A 12,064-nucleotide genomic window follows, 5' to 3' on the forward strand; every position below is an offset into this window, starting at 1 on the left:
CCGCAGATACTCGGCACGCGCCTCTTCTTCCGTCGTCTCTTCGTCGGCGAAGGTGCGTCCGGCTGCTTCCAGGTCACGATTGACCTGCGCCCAGATGTTGTTGAACTCGGCGTCGACGAGCTTCGACGGCGCCTCGAACGAATAAGCCGCATCGAGCTGGTCGAGCAGCTGGCGCTTCACCTTCTGGCGTGTCATGGCGCCGAACTGGTTCTCGATCTGGCCGCGTACGACGTCGCGCAGGCGCTCCAGCGACTCCAGGCCGAGGTTCTTGGCGGTCTCGTCGTTGATTTCCAGCGCGCCGGGCTGGGACACTTCCTTGACGGTGACGTCGAAGGTCGCTTCCTTGCCGGCAAGATGCGCGGCCTGGTAGTTCTCCGGGAAAGTCACGGTGACCTGCTTTTCGTCACCGGCCTTGGCGCCGACCAGCTGATCCTCGAAGCCGGGGATGAACTCTTTTGAGCCCAGCACCAGCGGCTGATCGGTGCCCGCGCCGCCATTGAAGGCTTCGCCGTCGATCTTGCCGACATAGTCGATGGTGACGCGGTCGCCATTGGCGGCCTTGCCGGTCTTCGGCTCGTAGCTGCGCGCCGATTCGGCAACACGCTGGACCTGCTCGTCGATCTCGGCATCAGGCACGTCGAACACCTGGCGTGTCACCTTGATGTCGGAAAAGTCCTTGATCTCGATCGCCGGGATGATCTCGTAGTTGAGGCGGAATTCGAAGTCGGCGCCGCCGGCCAGGATCTTCTCGGCTTCCTTCTCGTCCTCGGTCATGATGACTTCGGGCTGCATGGCAGCCTTTTCACCACGCCCGGTAATGATCGAACGGGTCGAATCGTTGAGGATTTCGTTGACCACTTCGGCCATGAACGACTTGCCGTAGACCTTGCGCAGGTGCTGTACCGGCACCTTGCCTGGACGGAAGCCGTTGATGCGGACCTTGTTGCGGGCATCCGAAAGCCGCGCCATCAGCTTGGCTTCCATGTCACCGGCCGGCACGGTGATCTTGATCTCTCGCTTGAGACCGGAGTTGAGCGTTTCGGTGACCTGCATCGTAAAACCTTTGTTTTCACCAATGAGACTGCCACGGCCTCTGCCGTTCACAGCCTGCCGGTATATTCTTGCCGGGAATGGCTTTTGGTACGGAACCTGGCGATTTGACCGAAAACCCGGCTCAAACTCTCCCAAACTGCGTTCCAAAATGTGAATAAGTTCTTGTTTTTCCTACTTCTTATCACATTCTGCAGAAGCGGATCGTCGCGTCCCGTCACATTTGACACGCCTTTTGTCACAGGCGAGGCCAATTTTCAACAGTCTTCGCATCCCGGCGAATAACCAGCATTTGGACCTGACCACATCTTGTCCCTGACCTCTACATCTTGTCTCCGACATTGACAGAATGATGGCCACATGGGATTGCCGGTTCATGCGGATGTGGCGGAACTGGTAGACGCCCTGGATTTAGGTTCCAGTGCCGAAAGGCGTGGGGGTTCGAGTCCCTTCATCCGCACCACCCTTCGCTCTTCGAGCTTCGGTGGCGGGCCACCCGAATAGATGAAGGAGTGTCCTCCCGAAGCCTTGGCTAAGGAGGACCGGCGCCGTTCAGGCGGCGATCGGGTTGAGCTTCAGATGCTGGATCAGGATAATGGTCTTGGCGTCGATGATCCGGCCATCGGCGATGCCGGCCAGCGCCTCGTCGAGCGGCATTTCCAGAACCTCGATGTCCTCGCCCTCTTCTTGCGCGCCGCCGCCGGCCGAGATGCGGTCGGCGGGTGAATAGCGGGCGATGAAGAACCAGAGACGTTCGGTGACGCTGCCAGGGCTCATATAGGGCGAAAACAGCCGCTCGACGTTCTGCAGCCGGTAGCCGAGTTCTTCCTCCGCCTCCTTGCGGATGCAGGTTTCGGGATCGTTTTCGTCCAACAGGCCGGCACAGGCCTCGATCAGCGGCTCGCGGTGGCCGGTGACGTAGGCGGGATAGCGGAACTGGCGCACCAGAAGCACGGTCGAGCGCGAGGGATCGTAAGGCAGGATCACCGCGCCGTCACCGCGATCATAGGTCTGGCGAATTTGCGTCTCCCACTGCCCGTCGCGCCGGCGGTAGTCGAGGACGGTCTTCTTCAGGACGGCCCAGTCGTCGGAGAGGATTTCCTCCGAACGGACGCGAATACGATCTTCCATCGTGGTCTCCATGCAAAAGCGCGTCGCGCTTTATGCTCCTGTTTTATGCATGTCGCTCTCCCAAACCGGGCCACTTTTGGGCGCCATGCATTGCCGAGGCGTATCCGCGAACCGGCATTTCGGCAATCCCGTCAGTGATTGGTCCAGAACCCCTTTCACCGCCTCGTGTCTGGCGCAGGCGCCATCGGTCGCCTAAATAGCTGCGAACCCTCCCGGAGTTTCTCATGACAGCGTCGCTTTTCCAGTCGATCACCCTCGACGGCCTCACCTTCCCCAACCGCATCGCCGTCGCGCCGATGTGCCAGTATTCCGCCGACGACGGTTCGGCCAGTGACTGGCATCTCCATCACTGGATGAACCTCGCAATGTCCGGCGCCGGCATGGTCACGGTCGAGATGACCGATGTCGAGCGGCGCGGGCGTATCACCCATGGCTGCCTCGGCCTTTATTCCGAAGACAATGAGGCCGCCGCCCGCCGCGCACTGGACGCCGCACGACGCGTCGCCGCACCCGGCACGAAATTCGGCTCCCAACTCGCCCATGCCGGCCGCAAGGCTTCGAACCGCAAGCCGTGGGAAGGCGGCGGGCCACTGCAGCCAAATGAGGATCCCTGGCAGACCGTCTCCGCCTCGGTCATCCCCTACGACACCGGTTGGAACGTGCCGCACGCGCTGGAGGACGAGGAGATCCTGCAACTGATCGAGCGCTTCGCCGAAGCCGCAAGGCGGGCCGAACGCGCCGGCTTCGATTTCATCGAACTGCATGCCGCGCATGGCTATCTGATCTTCCAGTTCCTGTCGCCCTTGTCCAACCAGCGCACGGACCGCTGGGGCGGCTCGCTGGAAAACCGCATGCGTCTTGTCGTCGAGATCGCCAAGGCGGTGCGCAAGGCTACGCCAAAGCTGATGCTCGGCGCGCGGCTGTCGGTGATGGATTGGGTCGATGGCGGCTTCGACGTGGCGGACGCGATCGAAGTGGCCAAAGCGCTCAAGGACGAGGGCGTTGCCTATCTCTGCTGCTCGAGCGGCGGCAATTCGCCGTTGCAGAAATTGCCCACCGGCCCCGGCTATCAGGTGCATCTGGCGGAAGCGGTGCGCAAGGGTGCTGATATTCCGACCCGTGCCGTCGGCCTGATCGACGACCCCAAGCAGGCCGAAGCGATCCTCACCGAGGGCCGCGCCGACATGGTGGCGCTGGCGCGGGCCTTCCTGGCTGATCCGCGCTGGGGATGGCGTGCGGCGGCCACATTCAGCGAAACGATCCACCCGGCGCCGCAGCTTGCCCGTTCGGTGACCACGATGCAGCATTGGATGAAGGCGACGGGCTGAACGGTCCGCGCTCCCGACACGCGCGCCCTCCTGCCTCCAGACGGCCTGACGGTGCTCCGCTGCTATTCCGTCCGCAAGCTGTTGGCGTGGAGTGGGCGTGGCTGGGCTTGGGAGGAAACCTGTTCAGGGGCATTCTTGCCGGTTGCGGCGCAGACCGCAGGTGTAGAGCCTTCAAACAGCCTCTGAGACGTTTGGGCGCAGGCTGACGGCCATGGTTGCAACCAAATTGGCTGCTTTGCGTTGCGGCCATGATGGACAACAAACCTTTTGAAGTGCCGGTCGTCGTCGAACTTGGCCACGTCGGCAAATATCGCCACATCCGCAGCGCCCAGGAGGCCGCGGAATGCCTGATGACGGTGTGGCCGCTCAATCGCGGCCCGCGCCATCGTGATGCCCTCGACACTTGCCTCAAAGTGCTGGAAGGTTATCGTTCGACAGCGGATGCGCGCCGGGCGCTGATTGAAGCCGCCAAGGAATCGGAGGTGCTGGTGCCCGACGACAGACTGCCCGACGACCGGCTGCATTGAGCAGACGGACCTTTCAACCGGAGGTTTTCCATGGCGAAGCTGACTTACAAGATCGTCGAACATGACGGCGGCTGGGCCTACAAGGTCGGAGCGACCTTTTCCGAGACGTTCCCCACGCATCAGGACGCATTGCGTGCGGCCGAAATCGCCTCGGCCGAGCAGCAGGTCGCCGGAGCGACCGACGGCATCCAGTATGAGGACGCCGAAGGCAAATGGCACGAAGAACTGGCCGACGGCCGCGACCGGCCGCAGACAGAAGTGTCAGATTAATTCGCTTTCGCCGTTGATGTTGAGCGGTCCGGCAGGCGCCGACCGCAGCGCCGTCCGAGAGAGGACGCGCCAGCGGCCAGCGATTGGCCTTGCGGACTAGCCCTTGAACATGGCTTTCCAGAAAATCGGTATCCGCTTTTCGGAAATCGCGTTCTGGCTATTTGCCGCAATACTGATCGTTGACGTTTTGCCCAGCGTTAGCGTCCGGGCCTGGCGTGTTGTGGGCACATGGGCCTATCGCGCCGGTATTGCCTTGGGTGTTCAACCCGGAGCCGTCACTGATGCTTCCCGTGGTATAGGGATCGACAGTTGTCTGATCGTTGTTGCCGAATAGCCACCAGTCGCGATTGTTGGAATACCTGTCGTCCAGTGACTGCGCCATCGCCGATGTTGCGAGACCGATCGTCAGAACAGATGCTGCGAGAATTTTTGTAACCATTGAATCACTCCGTATCTTAGCCGCCTTGGTGCGACACTCATAAAACCCGGTAGTCAGCCGAATGGTTCCTTGAAATTGTCGTGAGGCTCAGGTGAGGCCCCTGACCAGCAAAGCCCGGCCGGCGATGCGCTCGATGAACGCGGCGGTTCGCTCCGGGACGACGAATTGCTGCATGTGCCCTATTCCCTCGAACGGTTCGAACCTAGATCCTTGACGTCATCGGCTCGCCTTGGCGGCGCGAAGATGACATTGCGGCTACCGTCGCGCCGCGCTATCTCAGATCACTCGCCTTCCCAGGCCACACGCCTTGCCGGAGCCTTCCATGCCTGAAATCGTGACCGCCGCCATGCTCGTCATTGGCGATGAGATTCTGTCCGGCCGAACCAAGGACAAGAACATCGGCCATCTCGCCGACATCATGACGGCGATCGGCATCGACCTGAAGGAAGTGCGTGTCGTCCCTGACGAGGAAGACGAGATCATCGCCGCGGTGAATGCCGTGCGCAGCCGTTACACCTATGTGTTCACCACCGGCGGCATCGGTCCGACGCATGACGACATCACGGCCGATTCCATATCCAAGGCTTTTGGCGTGCCTTGCGAATACGATGCCCGGGCCTATGCGATGCTGGAAGCAAGCTATGCCGCGCGTGGCATCGAATATACGCAGGCCCGCAAGCGCATGGCGCGGATGCCGCGCGGCGCCGATCTCATCGACAATCCGGTGTCGGTCGCACCTGGCTTCCGCATCGGCAACGTCCACGTCATGGCCGGCGTGCCATCGATTTTCCAGGCCATGCTCGACAATGTCGTGCCGACGCTGAAGGCCGGCACGAAGATGCTTTCGGCGACCGTGCCCTGCCCGTTCGGCGAAGGCCTCATCGGCGGGCCGTTGGGTGATATCCAGAAAGCGCATCCCGATACGATCATCGGCTCCTACCCGAAATATGGCGACGGCAAGTTCTGGACCGAGCTGGTCGTGCGTGCCCGCAGCCAGGAGGCGCTGGACGCCGCCCGCGCCGACGTCGAGGCGATGGTCGCCGGCTTCGCCAGCAATCCCGGCTGATCTGGTCCAGACCGGAACAAAGCACGACGCTGCAACGTTTCCCCGGCACGAGTTCGCCAGCTCGTAAATCGAGGGATTGTCATGCGATTCAAAACCATCGTCGCCATTCTGCAGAACGAGCAGGACGCCGAGCGCGTGCTCGACTGCGCCATTCCGCTCGCCACCCGGTTCCAGAGCCATCTGGTCGGCATCCATGCCGAAACACTTCCCGTGCCGTACACCTCGGCCACAGGCTTTCCGGACACCGAATTCCTGCAGGTTTCGGCAGATATGAACCGGGAACGGGCCGAGAAATTAAAGGCGCTGTTTCTCAGACATATCGAGGATTCCGGTCTTTCCTTCGAGTGGCGAAGCCTTGAGAGCTTTTCGGGTGACAGCGCGCTGACCGGGATTTCGAGCGTGCGGGCCGCCGACCTGATCATAGCGGCGCAGCGCGAAACGGGCGGCGATTCCAGCGCGGACGTGGACACGCTGGTCTACGATGCCGGCCGGCCGGTGCTGGTGGTGCCGCACGAGGGTCCGCTGATCACCACCTTCAAACGCGTCTTGCTCGCCTGGAACGGCAGCAAGGAAGCGGCGCGGGCCGCCTTCGACGCGCTGCCCTTCATCATCGAAGCCGAGAAGACTGACATATTGGTTATCGACCCTCCTGAAACGCTCGACGACAGCCCGGAGGCCGCCGGCGCCGAAATCGCGTCGGCGCTGTCGCGCCACGGCGCCACCGTCAGCGTCTCGGTGCAGCAGTCGGGCGGCAATTCGGTCGATGACATCATCCAGACCAGAATCGCGGAAACCGGCGCCGATCTGCTGGTGCTCGGCGCCTACAGCCATTCATGGCTGCGTCAGCTTCTGTTCGGCGGCGTGACGCGCAGCGTGCTGCGCACTGCGCCGGTGGCAGCCTTCCTGTCGCGGTAGGTCCACAGCGATCGCTGGCCCTTGCCTTTGCCAAGGCCCTTGCTCTTGCCAAGATGGGGGCTTTCCAGCTAATTCCGCGCGCATTCCCCTGTTTTCCTGCGCGCGATCCCCGCGTGCTGTGGAGTGCGCGACATGTCCCTTCCCGAAAAAGCCTTTCCGGTCTCCTGGGACCAATTCCATCGCGACGCCCGGGCGCTCGCCTGGCGGCTTGCCGGCGCCAACAAGGGACAATGGAAAGCGATCGTCTGCATTACGCGAGGCGGGCTGGTCCCCGCGGCGATCATCTCGCGTGAACTCGGCATCCGCGTCATCGAGACGGTCTGCGTCGCCTCCTATCACGACTATACCAGCCAGGGGCAGTTGCAGGTCCTCAAGGAGATCACCCCTGCCCTGCTCGCCGACGACGGCGCCGGCGTGCTGATCATCGACGACCTGACCGACACCGGCAAGACGGCCGGCATCGTGCGCGCGATGATGCCCAAGGCGCATTTCGCCACCGTCTATGCCAAGCCGAAAGGCCGGCCGCTGGTCGATACTTTCGTCACCGAAGTCAGCCAGGACACCTGGATCTATTTCCCGTGGGACATGGGCTTCACCTACCAGAAGCCGATCGCCGACGACCACGCCGGCTGATTCGCAACTACCTGCCTGTTACAGACCAGCAGCTTGCACCCGGGCATGATTGCTTTCGCAAACAGGTCCGGCAGGGCCGGATATTTAGCGAAATCGACGTCTATTGGCGGAAATCGGCCAGGCGAATGAAATTTTTTACTTTTATTGCCGACAATTAGCCGTAAGATTCGTGAGACGGCAAACGATTCCGGAGGCTGGGGCTAGCTTCTTCGATGTTGACGAGGCCAACGACACACAATCATCTGGCCGAAAGGGTCCGACGGCTCTTCGGCACGGCGCCGTGCCGCCTGCAGGTTGCCGCCCTGCCCTGGCGCGACGCGGGAGACGGCGTCGAAATCATGCTGATCACCAGCCGCGATACTGGCCGCTGGGTTTTGCCCAAGGGCTGGCCAGAGGCCAGGGAGCCGCTCTGCGAGGCCGCGGCGCGCGAAGCCGGCGAGGAGGCCGGGCTGCGCGGCCGTGTCTCTCATCTTGAAGCCGGCCGTTACTTCTACGCCAAGGTCCTGGCTTCCGGCGAAGAAGTGCCGTGCGAGGTCCTGGTGTTTCCACTGCATGTCGACAAAGTCGCGGACCGCTGGAAGGAAAAACACTCACGCACCCGCAAATGGGTCCGTGCGAGCGAAGCGGTGCGCATGGTCAACGAACCCGACCTTTGCCAGATCATCGCCTATTTCTGCGCCGACCCGCACAGCTTCTCCTGACGGGCGGCCACACCGCTCTCTTTGCAAAACGGGACTGGCTTGCAAAGGCTAATGCATGTCGCCCAAAAGTGACCTCGGTTTTGGGAGAACGACATGCATAAAAGCAAGGACCTAAAGCGGGTCGCTTGAATCCGTTCAAGCGCGACACGCTTTAGACACGCGTTGCCGCGCTTCGACATGAATGCTTTGCTAAGGAATCAAGGGTAGGATTCGGCAGCTCTGGTATTTTTGATCGATGGCGAATCCCGCAAATCCAATTCCAAACGAGTCCGACGACCCCCAGCGCGAGCATCGTCCGCGCGTGCTCAAGGGTGGGTCGATCATCACCGGAATTTCGAATTCGGAAGTCGGTTGCACGCTGCGCAACCAGCACGAAGGCGGCGCCGAACTGAAGATACCGCTCGAAGCCCGGGTCCCAGATCGGTTCCTTCTCTATGTGCCGCTCGACGGCATTGCCTATCGGTGCGAGGTCCGCTGGCGTCGCAACGACCGTATCGGGGTGCAGTTCACCGGCACCGAGCCAAAGCCCCGGCTGCATTACGGCTGACGCCCGGGCAAGCTTGCGCGCGGAAAATCGTGATCCGCGCCTGCATTCTATCCCCGTTATCCACATATGTGACACACAAGATGTTGGGGTCACAAAAGCTACGCAAACGAATCCTTGACGGCGCAAAACGAGTCGCCTTTTATAGGCCATGTGCTCCTGTTGAGAGTGCGACCGGAAAGTTCTGAGCCCGGTCTTTTTTCCCGGATTATGTGCGTTTTTGCTCGCATTTCCGCCTGTTTACGAGGCCGGCGGAAGCGTTGGGATTGTGGGGCGGTTGGGGACGATAGGGACAATTGTCGGGCTTGAATAAATTGTCTGTTAATACTATATTTAGTGTTTGCAGGTAGGTTCGACGCTAGATAGTGTGAATTTCCCTCGACCGAGGGAATCGGAAAAAATCAGTTTTGAGGGACCCGCGGGTTCGTCGGCGCGTTGGGCAGGCGCTTCGCAAGGAGTTTGACCAGCAGGGCCGGCGGAGACCGCGAAAATGGAGAGCCGGCCGTTTTCGAACGCCCGGCAGACGGCGGACATGCGCGTTTCGCATCGGGGGCAGAAATCCCTGGAGGAAAGCGCTATATATAGACAAAAGGGACCGGACCAATGCGCATCGAGCGTCGTTTCACCAAGCCAGGACAATCTGCCTATGCGGAGATCGAATTCCGCAAGGCGCTTTCGGAGATTAAGAATCCGGATGGTTCGGTGGTGTTCCGCTTGGACAATATCGACGTGCCGGCGCAGTTCTCCCAGGTCGCAGCCGATATCCTGGCGCAGAAATATTTCCGCAAGGCCGGTGTGCCGGCGCGCCTGAAGAAGATCGAAGAGAACGACGTCCCCTCCTTCCTGTGGCGCTCCGTCGCCGATGAGGCGGAACTGGCGAAGCTGCCGGAAGCCGAGCGCTACGGTTCCGAGATCGACGCACGTCAGGTCTTCGACCGGCTTGCCGGCACCTGGACTTACTGGGGCTGGAAGGGCGGCTACTTCAAGGGGTCGGAGGAAGACGCGCGCGCCTTCCGCGACGAGCTTGCCTATATGCTGGCCACCCAGCGCGTCGCGCCGAACTCGCCGCAATGGTTCAACACCGGCCTGCACTGGGCCTATGGCATCGACGGCCCGAGCCAGGGCCACTTCTATGTCGACCCGTTCACCGGCAAGCTGACCAAGTCGAAATCCTCCTACGAGCATCCGCAGCCGCATGCCTGCTTCATCCAGGGCGTGCAGGACGATCTCGTCAACGAGGGCGGCATCATGGACCTGTGGGTGCGTGAAGCGCGCCTGTTCAAATACGGCTCCGGCACCGGCTCCAACTTCTCGCTGCTGCGCGGCGAAGGCGAAAAGCTGTCGGGCGGCGGCCGCTCGTCGGGCCTGATGAGCTTCCTCAAGATCGGCGACCGTGCGGCGGGCGCCATCAAGTCGGGCGGCACCACGCGCCGCGCCGCCAAAATGGTCATCGTCGACGCCGACCACCCCGATATCGAGGAATTCATCGACTGGAAGGTCAATGAAGAGCAGAAGGTCGCCTCGCTGGTGACTGGCTCGAAGATCGTCAAGAAGCATCTCGAAGCGATCATGAAGGCCTGCGTCAACTGCGAAGGCAATGGCGACGACTGCTTCGATCCGTCGATCAACTCCGCCCTGAAGCGCGAGATCAAGGCGGCCAAGAAATCCGCCGTGCCGGAGAACTACATCTACCGCGTCATCCAGTTCGCCAAGCAGGGCTATAGCTCGATGTCGTTCAAGACCTACGACACAGACTGGGATTCGGATGCCTACCTCACGGTTTCGGGCCAGAACTCCAACAATTCGGTGTCGCTGAAGGACAATTTCCTGCGCGCCGTCGAGGACGATGCCGACTGGCACCTGACCGCCCGCAAGGACGGCAAGGTGCTGAAGACGCTGAAGGCTCGCGACCTCTGGGAAAAGATCGGCTATGCCGCCTGGGCGTCCGCGGATCCCGGCCTGCATTTCAACACGACGATGAACGACTGGCACACCTGCGCATCGGCCGGTGCGATCCGGGCGTCCAACCCGTGCTCCGAATACATGTTCCTCGACGACACGGCCTGCAATCTCGCCTCGATCAATCTGCTGCCCTACCGCAACGCCGACGGCACGATCGACATCGCAGCCTACGAGCACACCGTGCGGCTGTGGACCATCGTTCTCGAAATCTCGGTCATGATGGCGCAGTTCCCGTCGAAGGAGATCGCCAAGCAGTCCTACGAATACCGCACGCTCGGCCTCGGCTATGCGAATATTGGCGGCCTGCTGATGACGTCGGGCATTCCCTACGATTCCGATGAAGGCCGCGCCATCTGCGCCGCACTCACCGCAATCATGACCGGTGTCGCCTATGCCACCTCGGCCGAGATGGCCGGCGAACTCGGCGCCTTCGCCGACTACGACCGCAATGCGCAGAACATGCTGCGGGTCATGCGCAACCATCGCCGTGCCGCCTATGGCGAGAAGCAGGGCTACGAGAAGCTTGCCGTCAATCCCGTGCCGCTGGTCGCTTCCGACCTGAAGCAGCAGGACCTTGCGACCCACGCCAAGGCTGCCTGGGACCGCGCCATCGAGCTCGGCGAGGAGCATGGCTACCGCAATGCACAGGCGACCGTCATCGCGCCGACCGGCACGATCGGCCTGGTCATGGATTGCGACACCACCGGCATCGAGCCCGACTTCGCGCTGGTGAAGTTCAAGAAGCTGGCCGGCGGCGGCTATTTCAAGATCATCAACCGCGCCGTGCCGGAAGCGCTGCGCACGCTCGGCTATTCCGAAGCCCAGATCGCCGAGATGGAGGCCTATGCGGTCGGCCACGGCAACCTCAACCAGGCGCCGGCCATCAACCCCGGCGCGCTCAAGGCCAAGGGCTTCACCGACGACAAGATCGCCGCGCTCAACGCAGCCTTGAAGTCGGCCTTCGACATCAAGTTCGTCTTCAATCAGTGGACGCTCGGCGCCGACTGGGTGAAGGAGAATTTCGGCTTCACCGACGAGCAGCTCAACGATTTCTCGTTCGAGATCCTGCCGGCGCTCGGCTTCTCCCGGAAAGATATCGAGGCCGCCAACATCCACGTCTGCGGTGCGATGACGCTGGAAGGCGCGCCGTTCCTCAAGGCCGAACACCTGGCGGTTTTCGACTGCGCCAGCCCGTGCGGCAAGATCGGCAAGCGCTCGCTGTCCATCAACAGCCACATCCAGATGATGGCGGCTGCACAGCCCTTCATTTCCGGCGCCATCTCCAAGACCATCAACATGCCCAACGATGCGACGGTGGAAGACGCCAAGGGCGCCTACATGCTGTCGTGGAAGCTGGCGCTGAAGGCCAACGCGCTCTACCGCGACGGCTCGAAGCTGTCGCAGCCGCTCAACTCCTCGCTGCTCGCCGATGGCGAGGACGACGAGGACGAAGCCGTCGAGCAGCTGCTCGCCGCACCTGCGGCAGCACGTGCCGCAC

At 61.8% G+C, this 12,064-nt stretch carries 12 protein-coding genes and 1 tRNA gene; 10 read left to right on the forward strand and 3 right to left on the reverse strand.

The genetic code is table 11. From position 1 onward, the window contains the following. Positions 1-1,053: trigger factor (tig, locus tag EN984_RS06975; RefSeq protein WP_127383676.1), on the reverse strand; the 1,053-nt coding region annotated here is incomplete at its 3' end. 375 nt (positions 1,054-1,428) lie between these two features. Here tig and EN984_RS06980 point away from each other — a divergent pair. Beyond that, a tRNA-Leu gene (locus EN984_RS06980) sits at positions 1,429-1,513 on the forward strand. Between the two features lie 89 nt (positions 1,514-1,602). Here the strand turns inward: EN984_RS06980 and EN984_RS06985 are convergent. Then, the gene (locus EN984_RS06985; protein WP_127272271.1) at positions 1,603-2,181 is read right to left on the reverse strand and encodes an NUDIX domain-containing protein; all 579 of its coding nucleotides are present in this window, start codon (positions 2,179-2,181) and stop codon (positions 1,603-1,605) included. A 224-nt stretch (positions 2,182-2,405) separates the two neighbouring features. Between EN984_RS06985 and EN984_RS06990 the strand changes: the two genes are divergently transcribed. From EN984_RS06990 to EN984_RS07000, 3 genes are all read left to right on the forward strand, one after another. Beyond that, complete coding sequence (locus EN984_RS06990) at positions 2,406-3,509, forward strand: NADH:flavin oxidoreductase/NADH oxidase (protein ID WP_127271606.1); 1,104 nt, start codon at positions 2,406-2,408, stop codon at positions 3,507-3,509. A 248-nt stretch (positions 3,510-3,757) separates the two neighbouring features. Beyond that, entirely contained in the window at positions 3,758-4,036 is a 279-nt protein-coding gene (locus EN984_RS06995) for a DUF982 domain-containing protein (protein WP_013532012.1), read from the forward strand. Between the two features lie 30 nt (positions 4,037-4,066). Continuing rightward, positions 4,067-4,306 carry a DUF2188 domain-containing protein gene (locus EN984_RS07000; protein WP_013532013.1) on the forward strand — a complete coding sequence of 80 codons (240 nt, stop codon included), beginning with the start codon at positions 4,067-4,069 and terminating at the stop codon, positions 4,304-4,306. A gap of 157 nt (positions 4,307-4,463) precedes the next feature. Here EN984_RS07000 and EN984_RS07005 read toward each other — a convergent pair whose 3' ends face one another. Further along, entirely contained in the window at positions 4,464-4,745 is a 282-nt protein-coding gene (locus tag EN984_RS07005; protein ID WP_084016230.1) for a hypothetical protein, read from the reverse strand. Positions 4,746-5,067: 322 nt separating this feature from the next. Between EN984_RS07005 and EN984_RS07010 the strand changes: the two genes are divergently transcribed. The 6 genes from EN984_RS07010 to EN984_RS07035 form a co-directional block, all read left to right on the forward strand. Further along, positions 5,068-5,811, forward strand: coding sequence for a competence/damage-inducible protein A (locus EN984_RS07010; protein WP_127271427.1), 744 nt, complete (start codon positions 5,068-5,070; stop codon positions 5,809-5,811). A gap of 81 nt (positions 5,812-5,892) precedes the next feature. After that, the gene (locus EN984_RS07015) at positions 5,893-6,726 is read left to right on the forward strand and encodes a universal stress protein (RefSeq protein WP_127272270.1); all 834 of its coding nucleotides are present in this window, start codon (positions 5,893-5,895) and stop codon (positions 6,724-6,726) included. A gap of 132 nt (positions 6,727-6,858) precedes the next feature. Next, on the forward strand, positions 6,859-7,359 hold the full coding sequence (gene gpt, locus EN984_RS07020) for a xanthine phosphoribosyltransferase (RefSeq protein ID WP_006200882.1): 501 nt from the start codon (positions 6,859-6,861) through the stop codon (positions 7,357-7,359). Between the two features lie 212 nt (positions 7,360-7,571). Next, positions 7,572-8,060, forward strand: coding sequence for an NUDIX hydrolase (locus tag EN984_RS07025; protein WP_127268765.1), 489 nt, complete (start codon positions 7,572-7,574; stop codon positions 8,058-8,060). A 235-nt stretch (positions 8,061-8,295) separates the two neighbouring features. Then, a complete protein-coding gene (locus tag EN984_RS07030; RefSeq protein WP_127268764.1) occupies positions 8,296-8,607 on the forward strand; it encodes a PilZ domain-containing protein in 312 nt (103 codons plus the stop codon). Positions 8,608-9,207: 600 nt separating this feature from the next. Beyond that, positions 9,208-12,064, forward strand: a 2,857-nt coding sequence (locus EN984_RS07035; protein WP_127383677.1) for a vitamin B12-dependent ribonucleotide reductase, incomplete at its 3' end; no start/stop codon positions are given.

The organism is Mesorhizobium sp. M7A.F.Ca.CA.004.12.1.1 (assembly GCF_003997835.1).
Classification (GTDB): Bacteria; Pseudomonadota; Alphaproteobacteria; order Rhizobiales; family Rhizobiaceae; genus Mesorhizobium.

Coding starts and splice junctions, on each gene's coding strand:
- gpt (WP_006200882.1), top strand. CDS start 6,859: ATGTCCCTTCCCGAAAAAGCCTTTCCGGTCTCCTGGGACCAATTCCAT.
- EN984_RS07010 (WP_127271427.1), top strand. CDS start 5,068: ATGCCTGAAATCGTGACCGCCGCCATGCTCGTCATTGGCGATGAGATT.
- EN984_RS07030 (WP_127268764.1), top strand. CDS start 8,296: ATGGCGAATCCCGCAAATCCAATTCCAAACGAGTCCGACGACCCCCAG.
- EN984_RS06985 (WP_127272271.1), bottom strand. CDS start 2,181: ATGGAAGATCGTATTCGCGTCCGTTCGGAGGAAATCCTCTCCGACGAC.
- EN984_RS06990 (WP_127271606.1), top strand. CDS start 2,406: ATGACAGCGTCGCTTTTCCAGTCGATCACCCTCGACGGCCTCACCTTC.
- EN984_RS07005 (WP_084016230.1), bottom strand. CDS start 4,745: ATGGTTACAAAAATTCTCGCAGCATCTGTTCTGACGATCGGTCTCGCA.
- EN984_RS07000 (WP_013532013.1), top strand. CDS start 4,067: ATGGCGAAGCTGACTTACAAGATCGTCGAACATGACGGCGGCTGGGCC.
- EN984_RS07015 (WP_127272270.1), top strand. CDS start 5,893: ATGCGATTCAAAACCATCGTCGCCATTCTGCAGAACGAGCAGGACGCC.
- EN984_RS07025 (WP_127268765.1), top strand. CDS start 7,572: ATGTTGACGAGGCCAACGACACACAATCATCTGGCCGAAAGGGTCCGA.
- EN984_RS06995 (WP_013532012.1), top strand. CDS start 3,758: ATGATGGACAACAAACCTTTTGAAGTGCCGGTCGTCGTCGAACTTGGC.